A 17,588-nucleotide genomic window follows, 5' to 3' on the forward strand; every position below is an offset into this window, starting at 1 on the left:
ACCCACGGGAGGGGACAGCCCGCAGGACGGAGTCCGGAGGGCTGTCACCGCACCCGACAAAACCACGCCCGCCGCAGGCGCAACGGCGAGCAACCACCACAGCGGGACAACCAAAAACGGCCTGGGCAAAGCGCAGCGGACCGGCCCGCCGCAGGCGCAACGGCGAGACACCACCACGGCGGGACGGCCGAAAACGGCGCGCAACCAAGCCGGCCAAGCTCAGCGCAGCGAATACCGCTGCAGGAACAGCGCCTCGGCGAGCGAAAGCCGCTCCAGCTCCTGCGGCGAAACGCTCTCGTTGACCGCATGGATCTTCGCCTCGGGCTCGCTCAGCCCGATCAGCAGGATCTCCGTGTCCGGGTAGAGCCCGGCCAGTGTGTTGCACAGCGGGATGGACCCGCCCATGCCGGCCGTCTGCATCTCGGCACCGTCGTACGCCTCACGCATCGCGGACGCCATCGACGCATACGCCGGGCTGCTGGTGTCCGCACGGAACGCCTGGCCCTGGCCGATCTGCTCGACCGCGACCCGCGCGCCCCACGGAGCGGCGCCCTCCAGATGGGCGGCCAGCAGCTTCGTCGCCTCGACGGCGTCGGTGCCCGGCGGCACCCGCAGACTCACCAGCGCCCGCGCGCCCGCGTGCACGGACGGAGTGGCGCCGACCACCGGCGGGCAGTCGATGCCGAGCACGGTGACGGCCGGGCGCGCCCAGATCCGGTCCGCGATCGAGCCGCTGCCGAGCAGCCCGACGCCGTCCAGGACCTTGGCGTCCTTGCGGAAGTCCTCCTCCGGGTACTGCAGACCCTCCCAGGTCGCGTCCGCAGCCAGCCCGTTCACGGTCGTCGAACCGTCCTCGGCGCGCAGCGAGTCCAGAATCCGGATCAGCGCCGCCAGCGCATCGGGCGCCGCGCCACCGAACAGGCCGGAGTGCAGATTGCCCTCCAGCGCGTCCACCTGCACCCGCACCAGCGTCATCCCGCGCAGCGTCGCGGTCACCGTCGGCAGCCCCACCCGGAAGTTGCCGGCGTCACCGATGACGATGGTGTCGGCGGCCAGCAGTGCGGGATGCGCCTCGGCGTACCGCTCCAGGCCGCCGGTGCCCTGCTCCTCCGAACCCTCCACGATCACCTTGACGTTGACCGGGACACCGCCGTGCTCCTTCAGCGCCCGCAGCGCCGTCAGATGCATGATCAGGCCGCCCTTGCAGTCGGCGGCACCGCGGCCGTACCAGCGGCCGTCGCGCTCGGTCAGCTCGAACGGCGGCGAGTCCCAGGCGGCCTCGTCCAGCGGCGGCTGCACGTCGTAGTGCGCGTACAGCAGGACCGTCGGCGCGCCCTCAGGACCGGGCAGAAAGCCGTACACGGACTGGGTGCCGTCCGGGGTGTCCAGCAGCGCGACGTCCTCAAAGCCCTCGGCCCGCAGCGCACCGACAATCCAATTCGCGGCCGCCTCACACTCGCTCTTGGGGAACTGCGCCGGGTCCGCCACCGACTTGAAGGCCACCAGCTCGGCCAGCTCGGTCCTGGCACGGGACTGCAGCGCGGCGACGGTATGCGCGAGCGGGCTATCAGACATGGAACGCTCCTTGTGGGCGCGGCGTTAAGTACGTAGGGCCGTCCGTCCTCGTGAGCCGGACGGGCCGGACGTACGGGATGAGTGTCCCCGATCTTCCCACAGGCGGTCCGCCCGACAGCGGCCCGTAGGATGCGGGCGGGACGCGCAGCCAGCCATCGAACAGGAGCAGACGCACAGGTGAGCAGCGAGCGGGCAGCCGAGGACAACCAGCAGGCAGCCGAGGACCACCGGCCGGTGTGGGACGTCGTGGTGGTGGGCGCCGGGCCCGCCGGCGCCTCCGCCGCACATGCCGCGGCGTGCACGGGACGCCGGGTCCTGCTCCTGGAGAAAGCGGAACTGCCGCGGTACAAAACCTGCGGCGGCGGCATCATCGGCCCCTCGCGGGACGCCCTCCCGCCCGGCTTCGAACTCCCGCTGCGCGACCGCGTACATGCCGTGACGTTCACGCTGAACGGCCGGCTGACCCGCACCCGCCGCTCCAAGAACATGCTCTTCGGGCTGATCAACCGCCCCGAGTTCGACGCCGGGCTGGTCGAGTCGGCCAAGGACGCGGGCGCGACGGTCCGTACGGGCGTCACGGTCTCGCGCGTGGAACAGCACGGCACCGAGGTCCCGGACCGGCGGACCGTCGCCGTGGTGCTGGGCGACGGCGAAGTGGTGCTGGCGCGCGCGGTGGTGGGCGCGGACGGCAGCTCCGGCCGGATAGGCGCGCATGTCGGCGTCAAGCTCGACCAGGTCGACCTCGGACTGGAGTCGGAGATCCCGGTGCCCGCGACGGTCGCCGAGGACTGGGCGGGCCGGGTGCTCCTCGACTGGGGCCCGATGCCCGGCAGCTACGGCTGGGTCTTCCCGAAGGGGGACACCCTCACCGTCGGCGTCATCTCCGCGCGCGGCGAAGGCGCGGCCACCAAGCGCTATCTGGAGGACTTCATCGGGCGGCTGGGCCTCGCGGGCTTCGAGCCCAGTGTCTCGTCGGGGCATCTGACGCGCTGCCGCGCCGATGACTCGCCGCTGTCGCGTGGCCGGGTGCTGGTGTGCGGCGACGCGGCGGGGCTGCTGGAGCCGTGGACGCGGGAGGGCATCTCGTTCGCGCTGCGGTCCGGGCGGCTCGCGGGGGAGTGGGCGGTCCGCGTCGCCGAGGCGCATGACGCGGTGGACGCGCGGCGCCAGGCCCTGAACTACGCCTTCGCCATCAAGGCGGGCCTCGGCGTGGAAATGGGCGTGGGGCGGCGGATGCTGAGTGTCTTCTCCCGGCGGCCCGGTCTGGTGCATGCCGCGGTCACCGGCTTCCGGCCCGCCTGGCACGCCTTCGCGAAGATCACCCGCGGTACGACGACGCTGGGCGAGATCGTGCGTACGCACTCGGTGGCGCGCCGGGCGCTGGAGGCGTTCGACCGGGGATGACCGACGGGACCGGGACTGCCGGCGGGGTCAGGGGATGACCAGCGGGGACCTGGGGCCGGCGGAGCCGCTGCCCGACGCGGTGGCGGGCGATGCGCTGCGGCGCGCCGTGGAGCCGGGAGTGGAGCTGCCGGGCAGGGTGTTGTCGGCCCCAGGTCCCCCTTTTCCGTCCGTCGGCTACTCCCGCGGGAGTACCGCTGATCACTGCGCAGGGCTGACGCCGCGCGGCGCCACCGCGGTCTAGCGTTACGGGCATGGAGAACGCACGGCCGCCGTGGGCGCGGCGCTGCCTCGGCCCCGTCCGGGCGCGGAGGTTGCCGTCCGCCGGTGCGGAACCGAAGAGCCGGGCGGGCACCCGGCTGCCCTGGCTCTCGACGCTCGCGGTGACGGTCTTCGTCATGGCCGGCTCCAACTTCGCCGCACGGGAGCAGCTGGACAGCGTCCCGCTCGACACCTTCGCACGCGCCCTGCTGTTCGTCGGCGCGGCCCAGTTGCTCTTCCGGCACCGCTACCCGCGGACCGTCGCCATCGGCACCGCCGCCTCCGCCGCCGTCTACTTCGCGGCCGGCTATCCGTACGGGCCGATCTTCCTCACCATCGCGCTCGGTACCTTCGCCGCGATCGTCGCCGGGTACCGCACGGTCGCCTGGTGCGCGATCGGCGGACTGTGGGCCAGCCATATCCTCGTCGCCCACTGGCTCTACCGCTGGCTGCCGCCGTACAAGGGCGCCCCCTGGGGGCAGGAGCTGTTCGTCACCGCCGTGGTGGTGGCCGTGGTGGCCGTCTCGGAGCTGGTGCGGGTGCGCCGCGAACAGCTCGCCAAGGTCCGCGCCGAACGGGCCGCCGCCGAACGGCGCAGGGCCGACGAGGAGCGGCTGCGGATCGCCCGCGAACTGCACGACGTCCTCGCGCACAGCATCTCCGTCATCAACGTTCAGGCGGGCGTGGGCCTGGCCCTGCTGGACAGCGACCCCGAGCAGGCGCGGACCGCGCTGACGACCATCAAGGCCGCGAGCAAGGAAGCGCTCGGCGAGGTCCGGCAGGTCCTCGACACGCTCCGCACCCGCGGCGACGCCCCGCGCTCTCCGGCCCCTGGCCTGGACCGGCTGCCCGAACTCACCGACCAGGCCAAGGGCGCGGGCCTCACGGTGGACGTCACCACCGAGGGCGCCCGCACCGCCCTGCCGCCCGGCGCCGACCTCGCCGCCTTCCGGATCGTCCAGGAAGCACTCACCAACATCGTCCGCCACTCCGGCTCGCGCACCGCGCGCGTCCTGCTCGCCTACGCCCCCGGGTCCCTGGAGATCCGGATCGACGACGACGGTCCGGCGACCTCCGGCACGGGGGAACCGACCGGCGGCGGCAACGGCCTGGTGGGGATGCGGGAGCGGGCCGCGGCGCTCGGCGGCACTGTGGAGGCAGGCCCGCGCGACGACGGCGGCTTCCGGGTGTCAGCACGCATCCCGCTGGCCGGGGCGGAAGGGCAGGCCGGCGTGGAAGGCCAGGCCGGGGTGGAAGATCAGGTCGGGGTGGAAGATCATGACCGGTCGGCGGGTGCCGATACGGTGACCCCGACCGCCACCGAGGAGGAGTCGTGATCCGGGTACTGCTCGCCGACGACCAGCTGCTGGTCCGGGCCGGTTTCAAGGTGCTGCTGGATGCTCAGCCCGACATCGAGGTGGTCGGCGAGGCCGCCGACGGGCAGGAGGCGCTGACCGCGGTTCGCGCGCACCGTCCGGACGTCGTCCTGATGGACATCCGGATGCCGGTGACGGACGGCCTGGTCGCCACCCGCCGGATCACCGAGGACCCGCAGTTGTCCGGCGTCAAGGTCGTCATGCTGACCACCTTCGAGCTGGACGAGTACGTCTTCGAGGCGATCCGCTCCGGTGCCTCCGGCTTCCTCGTCAAGGACACCGAACCGGAGGAGCTGCTACGGGCCGTGCGCGCGGTCGTCGACGGCGACGCGCTGCTCTCGCCGGGCGTCACCCGTCGGCTGATCGCTGAGTTCGCGGCCCGCTCCAAGGAGCCGGCCGCGGCCGACGCGCTGTCCGAACTGACCGAGCGGGAGCGCGAGGTGATGGCGCTGGTCGGCATCGGGCTCTCCAACGAGGAGATCGCCCGCCGGCTGGTCGTCAGCCCGCTGACCGCCAAGACGCACGTCAGCCGCACGATGGTGAAACTGGGCGCGCGCGACCGCGCACAACTGGTCGTGCTGGCCTACGAGTCGGGGTTGGTCCGCCCCGGCTGGCTGGGCTGACGCCCCGGCAGGCCCGGCCGGCGATGCCACCGCAGCACCCACAACAGCCGGACGACGAACGCCGTCAGCCCGAAGAAGCCGCTCACCGCCAGCCACGGGCCTTCCCAGGACCACGGCAGCCCGGCCCACAGGACCGGGCTACCCAGCCCGAGAATCACGATGCCGCCCACGAACGCGGCGCTGACCAGTGCGAACACGATCTCGACCGTGATCGCGTCCCGCTCGTCCTGAGTACGGGTAGGTGACATGGAGCGAGTCTGCCAGGTGCCGGCCGATTGCCATAGGAGTTGGCGGGCGGGGAACCAGGGAGCCCGGATGGCGCGGGGCAGGGGCAGGGGTATCGCGTGGTGCGACCTGTCGCCGTCTGCGATGTGTCCCGGCCTGCAACCTCCCCCGCCCGCCTGCCCTCCCGTACCCGAGCCCCGTGCTCAGATGCCGGACCGCTCCCGCCACAGCTCGGGCAGCGTGTCATCGCCGCTGATCTTCACCGAGTCCCACGGCAGGCGGTTCCACAGCGCGAGATACAGCTCTTCGGCCGGGCCTTCGATCGTGCAGTCCACCGCTGCACCGGGCACTTGCAGGTCGGCGCCGGCCGCCGGGGCGGTCGTACGCACAGCGCGCGGCGGCGCGTCGGAGAGGTGCACCGTCCAGTCCGCGCCGGGTGTGTCCGTCGCGCGCACTCGTAGCGTCCGAGGTCGGTCCGTACGGAGGCGGCTGCGCTCCAGGGCGTGGATGTCCGTCAGGAGCTCGTCGATGCCGTCGGCGGCGAAGGCGGACGGCAGAGGGGTGAGCGAGGCACCGGCGGCCTGCTGTGCGTCCACGCGGTGCACCGACGTCTCATGGGCCTGGCGTCGCGCCCAGAAAGCCAGCGGGGAGGATGCGGGCAGGAACGTCCAGGCGGTCAGGTCCTGCGGGGCCGAGTGCAGCGCCACCACGAGGCGGTGATGGGCGTCCCGGAGCCAGGGCACCAACTCCTCGTCGGTCAGCTCCGGAGCGGCCGGGGGACGGCTGGGCTGCTCGACTCCCTCGATCACCACCTCCGTCGCCCAGCGGTGGACTCGTCCTATGTGGGTGACCAGATCACGCATCTGCCAGTCCGGGCAGGCCGGAATCCGGGCATCGGGCCCGGCTTCCTCCGCGGCGTCGGCGAGCAACGCCCCGTCCAGTCGCAGCGTTTCGACGAACTCAGTGATCTCCATGCCTTCGAGTGTGGCAGCCACCACTGACAACGGACCGAAGCGGGCCGGGCGGACGCGGAGCGCTCCGGTACATCGGCTCCAACAGCAGCGCATCGACGATCCCGGCCACGGCCGTCCTGGGCGACGCGGGCCGGGTGCAGCGACGCGGGTCCAAGTGCGTCAGCTCCGGTGCGCCCCACGTGTCGCATACGCGATGACCACCGCGACCGCGGCGAGCAGTGCGACCGTCGTCAGGGCGGCGGGCAGGGTGAACGCCTCGGCGAGGAAGCCGATGGCGGGCGGGCCGAGGAGCATGCCGCCGTATCCGATCGTGGATGCCGCGGCGACTCCGTCGGGGCCGCCGGTCTCGCCGGCCCGTGCGATGGCGATGGGGAAGATGTTGGCGAGGCCGAGGCCGGCCACCGCGAAGCCGGCGCAGGCCGCCCAGACGGTCGGTGCGAGGGCGCCGAGCAGCATGCCGGCCGTCGCCGTCGTACCGCCCGCGATCAGCGCCCGGGCCGGTCCGAAGCGCTGTACGACGGCGGTTCCGGACAGCCGTCCGGCGGTCATCGCCAGCGCGAACACCGCGTACCCGGCGGCGGCCGCCCCGGGACCGGCGGCCAGGTCCTGGGTGAGGTGCAGCGCGCCCCAATCGGCCATCGCGCCTTCGCCGTACGCGGTGCAGAGCGCGATCAGCCCGAACACGAGAACCAGGCGGCCGGGACGGCGCGAGCGGCCCACCCCTCCGGTCCGCGGTCCGGACTGCGTCTCCTCGCCGCGGCCCCCGGAAGCGGGCAGCCGCTCGGCGGCCACCGGCGTCGGCTGCGCGCGCAGTGAGCGTCCCGCGACGGCCGTCACCAGCAGGCCGATCGCAGCGAGCAACAGCAGATGGACGGTGGGGGAGAGACTGCCCGCGATCAGCCCGCCCAGCCCTGCGCCGAGCATCCCGCCGAGGCTGAAGGCGGCATGGAAGCTGGACATCACCGGGCGCCGCAGCGCGCCGATCAGATCCACGGCGGCGCTGTTCATGGCGACGTTGAGCGAGCCGTACGCGGCGCCGAAGACCAGCAGGACCAGGCCCAGTGCGGTCGCCGAGTGGGTGAGCGGCGGCAGCAGGATGCTCAGTGAGAGGGCGGCGCCGGAGGCGACCGTGACGGGATGGGTGCCGAACCTCCGGCACAGCCGTCCGGTGACGATCATGAAGGCGACCGCGCCCGCCGACACGCCGAGCAGCGCGAGCCCGAGCGTGCCCGCACCGGCGCCGGTCTGCGCCTTGATGGCGGGGATACGGACGACCCATCCGGCGAAGAGGAAGCCGTCCATGGCGAAGAATGCTGTGATGGCGATGCGCAGACGGACAAGGTGCGGGTCGGTGGAATCCAGGGGCCAGGGGCGCGTCTTTCGGCTCACGGCCCCCGAAAGGGCCGTCCGCATTTTGTTTAGTGTCGGCACAAAGTCAGAATAGGGGCGTGACCCAGACTCGGACAACCAGGCTGGAGCGGGGCCGTGGTGCCCTCGGACCCGCACTGGAGCTCGTACACACCGGACGCGCACCCACCCGCGCCGTCCTCACCTCGGAACTCGGCGTGACCCGCGCGACCGCCGGGGCGGTGGCCGCCGAGCTCGAAGCGCTCGGCCTGATCACCGTCGACTCCCGGCCGACCGCCTCCGCCGGCTCCCAAGGGCGCCCCTCCCACCGGCTGTTCGTCGATGAGAGCGGCCCCGTCGTGCTCGCCGCACAGATCCACGCGGACGGGTTCCGCGTCGCCCTGGTCGGCCTCGGCGGCCGCATCGTGGCGACCGCGACCGGCAGCGGCACCATCCCCGCGGACCCGACGCATGTCCTCGCCGACGCCGTCGAGGCCGGCTCCGCCCTGCTGCGCGAGACCGGCCGGCGCTGCCTCGGCGCCGGCCTCGCGGTGCCCTCCGCCGTCGCCGAACCGGACGGCGAGGCCCTCAACCCGCTGCACCTCGCCTGGCCTTCAGGCGCACCGGTACGCGCCCTCTTCCTGCGCGCGCTCGCCGACGCCGGCATCCCCGGGGTGACCGAGGAGATCGGCTTCACGGGCAACGATGTCAACCTCATGGCGCTCGCCGAACACCGGCACGGTGCCGGCCGGGGCGCCCGCGACCTGCTCTGTGTGGCCTCCGGTCACCGAGGTGTCGGCGGGGCGCTGGTGCTCGACGGCCGGTTGCACAGCGGTAGTTCGGGCCTGGCCCTGGAGGTCGGCCATCTGACGGTGAACCCCGAGGGCGCGCCCTGCCACTGCGGCAGCCGTGGCTGCCTGGACGTCGAGGCGGACCCGCTCGCCTTCCTCAGCGCCGCGGGCCGCGCGCCGGGCCCTGAGGTCTCCCTGCTCCAGCAGGCCGCCGACCTGCTCCGGGACGAGTACGCCGACCCGGGCGTACGCGGCGCCGCCGACCTCCTCATCGACCGGCTCGGGCTCGGCATCGCAGGTCTCGTCAACATCCTCAACCCCGACCGCATCATCCTCGGCGGCCTGCACCGAGCACTCTTGGAGGCCGACCCGGAGCGGCTGCGGGCGGTGGTCGCCGACCGCAGCCTCTGGGGGCGCAGCGGCGGCGTGCCGATTCTGCCGTGCAGTCTCGACCACAACAGCCTGGTCGGCGCGGCGGAACTGGCCTGGCAGCCGGTGCTGGACGATCCGCTGGTCGTCGTCGAGCGGTAGCGGACCTAGGGCTTGTCCGATGGGTCAGGGCCGGGGCCGCGCCTGACCCATCGGACGGGCCCTGGTCGACCGGTGACGGGCGCGTGGCACACGCCGGGTACGGGCACGTCGCCGGGCTACGGCCACGGCCTAGGCTGCGGCGCATGATTCCCGACGCGATCGCCCGCAGCCCCTACGTCAGCCTGGTCACCTACCGCAAGAACGGCACCCCGGTGGCCACCCCCGTATGGGCGGTGGCCGAAGGGGAGGAACTGCTGGTGTGGACGCGGGACGACAGCTGGAAGGTGAAGCGGCTGCGCAAGGACACCCGGGTGACGGTCACCCCGTGCGATGTGCGCGGCCGGATCGCCGAGGACGCGCAGACCGCCGAGGGCACCGCCCGCCTGCTGGAGGGCGCCGCCGGACTCGGCCGCGTCCGTAAGGCGATGGCGGGCAAATACGGGCTGCGGTTCCGGCTGATGGACACCGGCGGTGCGCTTCTCCGACGAGGCAGGCGGCCGCATGTGGGGATCTCCGTCACCCTGTGAACGGCTGGCCGCACCCTGGGGCGTGGGCGAACAGATCCCGTAGGGGATGCAAGAGCCCCCTGCGGGGCCACAACGCAGGGGGCGGTGGGCGTATTCCCGTGGCTCACAACGTGCTCGGCAAGATGCCCCGAGTGACCTGGGCGAGTGACCTGGGCGAGTGACCTGGGCCAGAAGTTCCGAGACCAGCGAGGTGCACCGGCTGCCGGAGAGCCGTGCACAGCTGGGCCGCTTACTGGTCGTCCCGTAGGGCGAAATCGACAAAGGAACTGCTAGCTCAGTTCACTAGACGCCGTCCGCCGTCCGCCGCCAGTCGTCAGCCGTCCGCCTTGCCGTCAGCCGTCCGTCTCCATTCGGCGGCGAACGCGCGCGCCGGGTTGGCGGTCAGAAAGCGCGTCACCAGATCCTCGCCCAGGGAGAGTTCGAGCCGAGGCCGGTGGCGGCGCAGCAGATACGGCATCCCGGGGCCGCCGTTCACCGATCGCGCACCGGCCGTGGTGGTGTCGCCGCCGAGCAGGATCCGGTCCCCGTAGCCCGCGTCGGCGAGCGCGGCCAGTGCGTCGGGCAGCCGCCAGTCCGTGGCGTGATGGGCACGGGAGGGCCCGTCGAAGGCCAGATACGCGCCCGCCTCGGCGGCCAGCCGGTGCACGGTCAGGTCCGGCGAACGGTTGAGGTGGCCCAGGATCACCTGGTCCGGCGGGACCGCCAGCTCGCCGCAGAGCAGGTCGAGTACGTCCAGCGCCCCGGTACCCAGCTCCAGGTGGACGCCGATGACGGCGCCGGTGGCGTGGTGGGCCTCGGCGGCCGCGGCCATGGTGTGCCGGGCATGCCCGTCCAGACCGTGGAAACCCCCCGCCACCTTGATCATCCCGGCTCGCGGGCCGGTGCCGCCGATGCCCTCGGTCAGCTCGGCCACGAACAGCCCGGCAAGATCCGCGCGCACCCGCTCCAGGACCTCGGGAGCGTAGTGCGCCGCCTGGTGCAGCCCGGTCGCGGCGACGATCCCTACCCCCGACTCCCTTGCCAGCCACGGCAGTTCGGCGGCGCCGCGGCCCATGCCGTACGGCGTCCACTGGACCACCGTCGCGCCGCCGGCCGCCCGGAACGCGCCCAGCTCGGCCGCCGCGGGCCCGGCCTCGTCGAGCTCCTGGCCCGGCAGTTGGGGGCTGCGGAGGAAGAGATGGTCGTGTGCGTCGCAGACGCCCAGCTCGGCGGGGGCGATATCGCCGAGGACGGTACGGATGGCCCGGCCGGGCGTGTCACCCCGTCGCGAAGCGACTCGCTCCGGCGCGGCGGCGGATGACGGGTGGGCCTCCCGGCTCACCACTGCCGCCCCGCCCCGAGCCGGTCGGCTCCCGGCGCGGACAGATGCAGCACCTGATAGCGGTCACCCGCGGCGGGCTCGGGGACGGCGTCGGCCCAGAGCGTGAAATGGACGAGTTCCCAGTGCCGAGGGTCGAGGGCCAGCGCGGTGGAGTGCACACCGTCCGTCGTGGCCAGCTCCTCGTGTGCGGCGAGCGCTTGCGCGATGACGGTGGCCGGATCGGCGCTCTCGGGGAGCGTCTCGGTCCGCCGGGAGAAGGCCCGGGGGGCGCCGCCGGAAGCCGGGCCCGGCCGGTGGAACAGCCCTTGCCAGTGCTGGACGACCGGCCGCCCGAAGTCGCGGATCACGCCCCGGAATCCGTCGCCCGTGAGAAAGCGGTTCATGGCCTCCGGGTCGGCCCAGAGGTAGAACGGCGCGTACTGGTTGACGGGCGAGCCGTCGACCCCGCGCTCGCGGATTCCGTACGCCTTCAGGCCGAGCCCCTCGAAGTCGTCCAGGAGATGACCCTTGGACTGCACACGGTGCCGGATGATCTCCATGTCGTAGTCGGCGGGCAGGGTGATCGCGTACTGCATGGCGTGCATGGATGGGCTCCAGGCATGGAGAGACGGAGAGGGGCAGGGAGAGCAGGGAGAGATGGCCAGAGATAGCGAGAGCCGGGGGGAGGCGGGGAGGGACGGGGACAGGCAGGGCGACTGGCGAGGAGCCGTTACGTGCCCGGGTACTCCTCCGGGCCGACCAGATCCGCCCATTCGGCCGTGGTGCCGTCGTCGGCGGCCTCAACCGTCGCCAGGTGGGTCATGAACGTGTCCGGCGCCGCGCCGTGCCAGTGCCGCTCGCCCGGCGCGATCCAGACCGTGTCCCCGGCGCGGATCGGCTCCACGGGGCCGCCCGCGCGCTGCACCAGTCCGGCGCCCTCGGTGACATGCAGGATCTGGCCGTGCGGATGCGTATGCCAGGCAGTGTGCGCGCCGGGCGCGAAATGGACGCTGAACATCCGCAGACGGGAGGGCGCGGGTGGCGCGGCGATCTCGTCGAGCCACACGGTGCCGGTGAAATACGCCGCAAGGCCCACCTGGCTAGCCGGGCGCTCTCGGGTGATCTGCATGCGGAAGTGAACTCCTTGGATTGCGCGGTGACTTCGGGGCACCGCCTGTGGTCAGGTGACGGTCAGTCGGCGGCGACCAAATGGCGTCAGCCGGCGGCGGGCTGGGCGGACGCGCCCGGCGTGACCTGGGCCGCGAGCAGCGACAACGCCCCCCGTACCGCCGCGTCGAACGGCGCGGTGTCATCGGCCGCCCGTGCGAGCACATAGCCGCCCTGGACGACCGCGGCGACGGTCGCGGCGATGGCCGCCGGATCCAGGCCCGCGGCCAGCTCGCCGCGCCGCTGCCCCTCGGCGAGCACCTCGGTGATCCGGCCCTGGAGCCAGTCGAACATCTCGTCCAGCGGCTGCCGCAGCTCCCGGTTCTGCACGACATCGCGGTCCTGCGTCATCCGGCCGATCGGGCAGCCGCGCAGCACCCGCCGCTCGCGCAGGAGATAGGCCGCGACCCGTTCGTACGACGTCCCCGGGCCGCCCAGACAGGTCTCCGCGGTCTCCTTCATGCCCTCCGCGGTGCGCCGGATCGCTGCCAGCGCGAGATCGGACTTGCCCGTGAAGTGGTGGTACATGCTGCCCTGGCCGACGCCCGCGCGCTCCAGGATCGCCTTGGGGCTGGTGCCGACGTATCCCCGCTCCCACAGGAGCTCCTGGGTGCTCTGGACGAGTCGTTCCTGAGTGCTCATGATCGCACTGTACATACCAGTAGTTACAGAGATCAAGGCGAGTGGCTCACGGAGATCAAGAACGGGGAGCGTGGAGATCTGGAACAGGGAGCACGGAGATCTGGAACGGGCGGCTGGCGCGGGTGGGGAATGGGCGGCTCACACAGGTCGGGAACGGGCGGATCGCAGAGATCGAGAGGGGCGGAGCAGCGCCGCGGCCCGCGCGTACTCCCGAGGTCGTACCGGCGTAGCCGCTGGCCGTACGACGACTCGCGGTCCCCGGAAGACGAGGCTCGTAAGGGACGGCAAGACCTGTCGCGACCCGTCTATTCGCGACCCGTCTATTCGCGACCCGTCCAATCACGACCCGTCCAATCACGACCGTCCATCAAGGAGCTGAGTCCCGTGTTCGAACTCGCACACCCGTGGTCCGGCGGCGGCCCCGGCCCCTGGATCCTCTTCGTTCCCGTCATCTGGGCGCTGGTCATCTTCGGCGTGGTGAGCCTGCTGCGCCGCACCGTCTGGCGCCACGGCGGACCCGGCCGGCCGTTCCGCGGCCCGCAGTCCGCGGCCCGTAGCGACACCCCCTCGCCCCTCGCCGTACTCGGCCGCCGCTTCGCGGCAGGCGAGATCGACGAGGAGGAGTACTGGCGCCGGCTCTCCGTCCTGGAGGAGCACTTCGGCACCGGCCCCAAGGGGAGCGCGGCGTGACCGCCAACCTTCCAGGCCCCTGCCCGCCATGGGCGACACCGCAGCTCCTGCCCCGCCACGGCGGACGGCGGGCGGCAGCTGGCCATCACCGACCCGGGCGCCCTCACCAGGGGTCCTCGATCCGGGCGCCGTGCAGGGCTCGTTGAACGGCCTCGGCGGAACGGACCGGCTGTCGCCAAGGAGGAGGCAGGCAAACAGGGCTGGACGGTCGGCGGCACCGCCGAACTGACCTTCCCCGACAGCGGGACCGGGCCCTTCACCGTCCGCGCCGTCTACGAACAGCCCGACCTCACCTCAGCCGGCTCTCGCGCTCCGTACCCGGGCGCGGGAGCCGTCCGTCATGCGGGCCGCCTCCAGCGGCATGGTGTCCCAGCACGCGGGCACCGGACGGGCCTCACCGAGGACGGGGGCGAGGACCGGCAGCGTGAACCACACGACCTTGCCCGAACCGTCCGGACGCACCCCCCAGCTCTCGCTGAGCGCCGCGATCAGCGACAGGCCGCGCCCGCAGGTTTCCCAGGTGTCGGCCACCCGGATCTGCGGCAGTGTCGGATCCAGATCATGCACCGAGACCGTCAACTGATCGAGGAGCGCGCACAGTTCCAGCGTGCACTGCTTGCTGGGACGGGCGTGCCGGTGGACGTTCGCCAGCAGTTCGGTCACACCGAGCGTCGCCGGATCGACCAAGGCGTCGAGACGCCAGTACCGCAGCTGCGCGGAGACGATTCTGCGCACATGCCGGATGCGGGCCGGAAGGGCCTGGAGCTCCACCGTGCAGTGCCTGCTGGGCTGCCTGATCACGACCGCGACTCCCTGATGAGGCCGGGCGCCCCTCATGCCTGGCAGGGGCGAAGATCGGATCCGAAGATCGGATCCAGCGATGTCGGCTGCGCCTCAGCGTCACCGCTGGTGAACCCTCAGTGATACAACTCCAGGTTCATCCAGCGGGTGCCGTCCCGCAACCGCACCGCCTCGGCCGCGGCAGGGGATCAGGGGCGTGGCGGACGCGCCGCCTCCACGGCTTTCAGGAAGAGTTCCGGGGCCCCCAGAGTGAGCGAATAGCGATGGCCGTTGATCGTGGCGAGCGCCCGGTCCCGCGCCGCGAACAGCGGCTTATGCGCCTGCACGGCCTGCAGTGGCGCGCTGTCGATCTCCGTGCCGTAGCTCGTCAGCAGTGCCAGCCGGCCGTCCCGGATGACGATCTGTCCGGCGCGGGTCAGGGACCGCAGCCATCGCTCGATCCGTACGCCGGTCGCGTTGAATTCCGGCTCCGCCATGGCCACCACCTCCTCGGTACATCGGGCAGGTGCCCTCCACCGCCCCCTGTGGGGAGTGTGCCCGTACGGCGCCGCCCGCACCAGTACCGGCCGGGCCCCCGACACCCGCAACAGCCGCCTCCCAGGCCTGCCTTGGGGTGCCTCAAAGTGATGTTTATGCAGGTGAGAAGCGTGCGTTGGCTGGTTATAGTCGGTAGCGGCCCGGCGTTCCGCGCGGGCCTCGAAACCCTTGAGGAGCGCGCCGGTGAGCACCGCACAGCAGCCGCAGAGCCAGCCGGACCGCGAGACAGCGGCCACGGCACCGATGCCGACCGTCGACGTCGACCACACCGATCCGGACTACCGAAGCTGGCTCAAAGAAGCCGTCCGCAAGGTCCAGGCGGACGCCAACCGCACCGCGGACACCCACCTCCTGCGCTTCCCGCTGCCCGAGCGCTGGGGCATCGACCTCTACCTCAAGGACGAGTCGACGCACCCCACCGGCAGCCTCAAGCACCGGCTGGCCCGCTCGCTGTTCCTCTACGGCCTGTGCAACGGCTGGATCCGGCCCGGCAAACCCGTCATCGAGTCCTCCAGCGGCTCCACAGCCGTCTCCGAGGCGTACTTCGCGTCCCTCATCGGGGTGCCGTTCATCGCCGTGATGCCGGCGACCACCAGCCGCGAGAAGACCCGGCTGATCGAGTTCCACGGCGGCAGCTGCCATCTGGTGCAGGATCCGCGGACCGTCTACGAGGTCTCCGCCCGGCTCGCCGCGGAGTCCGGCGGCCACTACATGGACCAGTTCACCTATGCCGAACGGGCAACGGACTGGCGCGGCAACAACAACATCGCCGAGTCGATCTACCAGCAGCTGCGCCTGGAACGCTATCCCGAACCCGCCTGGATCGTGGCCACCGCCGGTACCGGCGGCACCTCCGCAACCATCGCCCGCTACGTCCACTACATGCAGTACGACACCCGCCTCTGCGTCCCCGACCCGGAGAACTCCTGCTTCTTCGACGGCTGGCTCACCGGCGACGCCGAGACCCACTGCGCCACCGCCTCACGCATCGAAGGCATCGGACGGCCCCGGATGGAGCCGAGCTTCGTGCCCGGTGCCATAGACCGGATGATGAAGGTCCCGGACGCCGCCAGCGTGGCCGCCGTGCGCGCCCTGGAAACGGCGATCGGCCGCAAGGCCGGCGGCTCGACCGGCACCGGACTGTGGAGCGCCCTGAAGATCGTCTCGGAGATGGTCGCCGAGGGCCGTACGGGATCCGTCGTCACCCTGCTGTGCGACCCGGGGGACCGCTACCTCGACAAGTACTATTCCGACGACTGGCTGGCCGCCCAGGGCCTGGACATCGCGCCCTACGCCCGGACCATCGAAAGCTTCCTGTCGACCGGCTCCTGGAGCGGCTGAGCCGACGTTCCGGGCCGCCGCGCGGGCGGGCCGGGCGGCACCGCGGCTCAGCTGTCGGCGAGCCGGCGGTCCAGGGCCCGCACCGACTTCCGGAAGGCGCGGCCCAGGCCCGGCCGGGCCAGCGTCAGCACAAGGCGGAACGGCGCCGGGCCGTCCGCCGCGAACGTCCACCGCACCCGGGTCCCGGTACCGGCCGGCGTCAGCCGCCAGTCCTCCAACAGGGCACGCACACCAGGAGCGTTGGTGGCGTCGACCCGGTAGGCGTAACGCTCGTCCGGCTCGGCCGCCAGCACCGTCTCGGCGAAGCGGGTGCCGCCCGCAAGACGTACGTCACGGCCCCGGCCGCCGTCCGTCGGCGCCGACCGCGACACCCCGGAGAACCAGCAGGACCAGCCCTCGACATCGTCCGCCAGCGCCGCATACACGGCCTTCGGCGGCGCGGCGGCCTCCGCCACGAACACCAGCCGCAGCGGAGCGGACTCGGCGAAGTCGAGCTCGACGGGGCGAAGACGGCGTGCCATGGGACGAGCACCCCCTACGGGATCGGCGGCGGCCTGCGCCGCACACCATAGCTGGCGACCCGTCAGATGTCTGTGTCGTCCGGCTGCTCGCCCGCCACCAACAGCTCCGGCGGCAGCTCCGCGAACTCCGCGCGCGCCCCCGCGGACAGCCCGGCATCCGTCACCAGCACATCCACCTCCTCCAACGAGGCGAACGAACTCAGCCCGACCGTGCCCCACTTGGTGTGGTCGGCGACCACCACCACCCGCCGCGCGGACCGCACGAAATGCCGATTGGTCTCCGCCTCCGCCAGATTCGGCGTCGACAGACCCGCCTCCACCGATATGCCGTGCACCCCGAGGAACAGCACATCGAAATGCAGCGACCGGATCGCGGCATCCGCCACCGGACCCACCAGGGTGTCCGACGGCGTACGCACCCCGCCCGTCAGCACAACCGTCGCAGCCCCCGCGCGCGGCCCCGTGCCGCCGCTCGCCGCCGCCCGCTGCGCGGTGTAGAACACATCGGCCACCCGCACCGAATTCGTCACGACCGTCAGATCCGGAACATCCAGCAGCTGCTGCGCCAGCGCGAACGCGGTCGTGCCACCCGCGAGCGCGATGGCGCTGCCCGGCGCCGCCATCTCGGCCGCGGCCTTCGCGATGTCTTCCTTGGCGCTCAGCTCCAGCGCCGACTTCGCCTCGAAACCCGGCTCATGCGCGCTCGGCTCACTGACCGGCACCGCGCCGCCGTGCACCTTCTCCACCATGCCCTGGCGGGCCAGCGCGTCCAGATCGCGGCGGACCGTCATATCCGACACACCGAGCCTGCGGGTGAGCTCATTGACCCGCACCCCGCCACGCCGCCTGACCTCGTCAAGAATCAGGGCACGCCGCTGCTCCGCGAGGAGATTCTGGTTGTCGCTCACCCCGGCCCGTCCCTTCCGCCCGCTCGCCGCCTCGGGCCATCCGCGCTGGC

Annotated in this window: 20 protein-coding genes; 8 read left to right on the top strand and 12 right to left on the bottom strand. The window is 72.3% G+C overall.

Annotated elements, in window-relative coordinates:
• Positions 1 to 219 precede the first annotated feature (219 nt).
• The gene (locus tag AB0I10_RS19895; RefSeq protein WP_363153822.1) at positions 220 to 1,575 is read right to left on the bottom strand and encodes a dipeptidase; all 1,356 of its coding nucleotides are present in this window, start codon (positions 1,573 to 1,575) and stop codon (positions 220 to 222) included.
• Positions 1,576 to 1,752: 177 nt separating this feature from the next.
• Between AB0I10_RS19895 and AB0I10_RS19900 the strand changes: the two genes are divergently transcribed.
• The 4 genes from AB0I10_RS19900 to AB0I10_RS19915 are packed head-to-tail and all read left to right on the top strand — an operon-like array spanning position 1,753 to position 5,236.
• A complete protein-coding gene (locus AB0I10_RS19900; RefSeq protein WP_363153823.1) occupies positions 1,753 to 2,979 on the top strand; it encodes a geranylgeranyl reductase family protein in 1,227 nt (408 codons plus the stop codon).
• Positions 2,980 to 3,013: 34 nt separating this feature from the next.
• Positions 3,014 to 3,220: a hypothetical protein gene (locus tag AB0I10_RS19905; RefSeq protein WP_363153824.1), complete on the top strand. Its 207-nt coding sequence runs from the start codon at positions 3,014 to 3,016 to the stop codon at positions 3,218 to 3,220.
• Positions 3,221 to 3,230: 10 nt separating this feature from the next.
• Complete coding sequence (locus tag AB0I10_RS19910) at positions 3,231 to 4,574, top strand: sensor histidine kinase (protein ID WP_363153825.1); 1,344 nt, start codon at positions 3,231 to 3,233, stop codon at positions 4,572 to 4,574.
• Positions 4,571 to 5,236 carry a response regulator transcription factor gene (locus AB0I10_RS19915; protein WP_363153826.1) on the top strand — a complete coding sequence of 222 codons (666 nt, stop codon included), beginning with the start codon at positions 4,571 to 4,573 and terminating at the stop codon, positions 5,234 to 5,236. The genes AB0I10_RS19910 and AB0I10_RS19915 overlap by 4 nt, the downstream gene beginning before the upstream one ends.
• Here the strand turns inward: AB0I10_RS19915 and AB0I10_RS19920 are convergent.
• The 3 genes from AB0I10_RS19920 to AB0I10_RS19930 form a co-directional block, all read right to left on the bottom strand.
• A complete protein-coding gene (locus AB0I10_RS19920; RefSeq protein ID WP_363153827.1) occupies positions 5,197 to 5,484 on the bottom strand; it encodes a DUF6332 family protein in 288 nt (95 codons plus the stop codon). The two genes, AB0I10_RS19915 and AB0I10_RS19920, sit on opposite strands and share 40 nt — an antisense overlap.
• A gap of 180 nt (positions 5,485 to 5,664) precedes the next feature.
• Positions 5,665 to 6,435 (bottom strand): maleylpyruvate isomerase family mycothiol-dependent enzyme, encoded by a 771-nt coding sequence (locus AB0I10_RS19925; protein ID WP_363153828.1) that lies wholly within the window; start codon positions 6,433 to 6,435, stop codon positions 5,665 to 5,667.
• Between the two features lie 159 nt (positions 6,436 to 6,594).
• The gene (locus tag AB0I10_RS19930) at positions 6,595 to 7,866 is read right to left on the bottom strand and encodes an MFS transporter (RefSeq protein ID WP_363153829.1); all 1,272 of its coding nucleotides are present in this window, start codon (positions 7,864 to 7,866) and stop codon (positions 6,595 to 6,597) included.
• A 17-nt stretch (positions 7,867 to 7,883) separates the two neighbouring features.
• Between AB0I10_RS19930 and AB0I10_RS19935 the strand changes: the two genes are divergently transcribed.
• Positions 7,884 to 9,104, top strand: a complete 1,221-nt coding sequence (locus AB0I10_RS19935) for an ROK family protein (protein WP_363153830.1) — start codon at positions 7,884 to 7,886, stop codon at positions 9,102 to 9,104.
• A 143-nt stretch (positions 9,105 to 9,247) separates the two neighbouring features.
• The gene (locus AB0I10_RS19940; protein ID WP_363153831.1) at positions 9,248 to 9,631 is read left to right on the top strand and encodes a PPOX class F420-dependent oxidoreductase; all 384 of its coding nucleotides are present in this window, start codon (positions 9,248 to 9,250) and stop codon (positions 9,629 to 9,631) included.
• 313 nt (positions 9,632 to 9,944) lie between these two features.
• Here AB0I10_RS19940 and AB0I10_RS19945 read toward each other — a convergent pair whose 3' ends face one another.
• The 4 genes from AB0I10_RS19945 to AB0I10_RS19960 form a co-directional block, all read right to left on the bottom strand.
• Positions 9,945 to 10,871: a phosphotriesterase gene (locus AB0I10_RS19945; RefSeq protein WP_363153906.1), complete on the bottom strand. Its 927-nt coding sequence runs from the start codon at positions 10,869 to 10,871 to the stop codon at positions 9,945 to 9,947.
• A gap of 77 nt (positions 10,872 to 10,948) precedes the next feature.
• On the bottom strand, positions 10,949 to 11,536 hold the full coding sequence (locus AB0I10_RS19950; RefSeq protein WP_363153832.1) for a DUF4865 family protein: 588 nt from the start codon (positions 11,534 to 11,536) through the stop codon (positions 10,949 to 10,951).
• A gap of 125 nt (positions 11,537 to 11,661) precedes the next feature.
• Positions 11,662 to 12,060, bottom strand: a complete 399-nt coding sequence (locus tag AB0I10_RS19955) for a cupin domain-containing protein (RefSeq protein ID WP_363153833.1) — start codon at positions 12,058 to 12,060, stop codon at positions 11,662 to 11,664.
• Positions 12,061 to 12,146: 86 nt separating this feature from the next.
• On the bottom strand, positions 12,147 to 12,755 hold the full coding sequence (locus AB0I10_RS19960) for a TetR/AcrR family transcriptional regulator (protein ID WP_363153834.1): 609 nt from the start codon (positions 12,753 to 12,755) through the stop codon (positions 12,147 to 12,149).
• A gap of 369 nt (positions 12,756 to 13,124) precedes the next feature.
• Here AB0I10_RS19960 and AB0I10_RS19965 point away from each other — a divergent pair, with 369 nt between their 5' ends.
• Positions 13,125 to 13,430 carry an SHOCT domain-containing protein gene (locus AB0I10_RS19965; RefSeq protein WP_363153835.1) on the top strand — a complete coding sequence of 102 codons (306 nt, stop codon included), beginning with the start codon at positions 13,125 to 13,127 and terminating at the stop codon, positions 13,428 to 13,430.
• A gap of 294 nt (positions 13,431 to 13,724) precedes the next feature.
• Here the strand turns inward: AB0I10_RS19965 and AB0I10_RS19970 are convergent, their stop codons facing one another.
• Positions 13,725 to 14,231 carry an ATP-binding protein gene (locus AB0I10_RS19970; protein WP_363153836.1) on the bottom strand — a complete coding sequence of 169 codons (507 nt, stop codon included), beginning with the start codon at positions 14,229 to 14,231 and terminating at the stop codon, positions 13,725 to 13,727.
• A 188-nt stretch (positions 14,232 to 14,419) separates the two neighbouring features.
• A complete protein-coding gene (locus tag AB0I10_RS19975; RefSeq protein ID WP_363153837.1) occupies positions 14,420 to 14,707 on the bottom strand; it encodes a hypothetical protein in 288 nt (95 codons plus the stop codon).
• A 304-nt stretch (positions 14,708 to 15,011) separates the two neighbouring features.
• Here AB0I10_RS19975 and AB0I10_RS19980 point away from each other — a divergent pair, with 304 nt between their 5' ends.
• Complete coding sequence (locus AB0I10_RS19980) at positions 15,012 to 16,109, top strand: PLP-dependent cysteine synthase family protein (RefSeq protein WP_363153907.1); 1,098 nt, start codon at positions 15,012 to 15,014, stop codon at positions 16,107 to 16,109.
• A 47-nt stretch (positions 16,110 to 16,156) separates the two neighbouring features.
• On the opposite strand, the gene AB0I10_RS19985 is transcribed toward AB0I10_RS19980, so the two are convergent.
• Complete coding sequence (locus tag AB0I10_RS19985; protein WP_363153838.1) at positions 16,157 to 16,630, bottom strand: SRPBCC family protein; 474 nt, start codon at positions 16,628 to 16,630, stop codon at positions 16,157 to 16,159.
• Positions 16,631 to 16,692: 62 nt separating this feature from the next.
• Positions 16,693 to 17,538 (bottom strand): DeoR/GlpR family DNA-binding transcription regulator, encoded by an 846-nt coding sequence (locus AB0I10_RS19990; RefSeq protein WP_363153839.1) that lies wholly within the window; start codon positions 17,536 to 17,538, stop codon positions 16,693 to 16,695.
• Positions 17,539 to 17,588 lie beyond the last annotated feature (50 nt).

Source organism: Streptomyces sp. NPDC050636 (genome assembly GCF_040654775.1).
Taxonomy (GTDB): Bacteria; Actinomycetota; Actinomycetes; order Streptomycetales; family Streptomycetaceae; genus Streptomyces.

What these genes read in the sequence shown, in the direction of transcription:
- AB0I10_RS19920 (WP_363153827.1), bottom strand. Translation starts at nt 5,484, where the DNA reads ATGTCACCTACCCGTACTCAGGACGAGCGGGACGCGATCACGGTCGAG.
- AB0I10_RS19895 (WP_363153822.1), bottom strand. Translation starts at nt 1,575, where the DNA reads ATGTCTGATAGCCCGCTCGCGCATACCGTCGCCGCGCTGCAGTCCCGT.
- AB0I10_RS19910 (WP_363153825.1), top strand. Translation starts at nt 3,231, where the DNA reads ATGGAGAACGCACGGCCGCCGTGGGCGCGGCGCTGCCTCGGCCCCGTC.
- AB0I10_RS19985 (WP_363153838.1), bottom strand. Translation starts at nt 16,630, where the DNA reads ATGGCACGCCGTCTTCGCCCCGTCGAGCTCGACTTCGCCGAGTCCGCT.
- AB0I10_RS19950 (WP_363153832.1), bottom strand. Translation starts at nt 11,536, where the DNA reads ATGCACGCCATGCAGTACGCGATCACCCTGCCCGCCGACTACGACATG.
- AB0I10_RS19925 (WP_363153828.1), bottom strand. Translation starts at nt 6,435, where the DNA reads ATGGAGATCACTGAGTTCGTCGAAACGCTGCGACTGGACGGGGCGTTG.
- AB0I10_RS19960 (WP_363153834.1), bottom strand. Translation starts at nt 12,755, where the DNA reads ATGTACAGTGCGATCATGAGCACTCAGGAACGACTCGTCCAGAGCACC.
- AB0I10_RS19955 (WP_363153833.1), bottom strand. Translation starts at nt 12,060, where the DNA reads ATGCAGATCACCCGAGAGCGCCCGGCTAGCCAGGTGGGCCTTGCGGCG.
- AB0I10_RS19975 (WP_363153837.1), bottom strand. Translation starts at nt 14,707, where the DNA reads ATGGCGGAGCCGGAATTCAACGCGACCGGCGTACGGATCGAGCGATGG.
- AB0I10_RS19940 (WP_363153831.1), top strand. Translation starts at nt 9,248, where the DNA reads ATGATTCCCGACGCGATCGCCCGCAGCCCCTACGTCAGCCTGGTCACC.
- AB0I10_RS19980 (WP_363153907.1), top strand. Translation starts at nt 15,012, where the DNA reads ATGCCGACCGTCGACGTCGACCACACCGATCCGGACTACCGAAGCTGG.
- AB0I10_RS19905 (WP_363153824.1), top strand. Translation starts at nt 3,014, where the DNA reads ATGACCAGCGGGGACCTGGGGCCGGCGGAGCCGCTGCCCGACGCGGTG.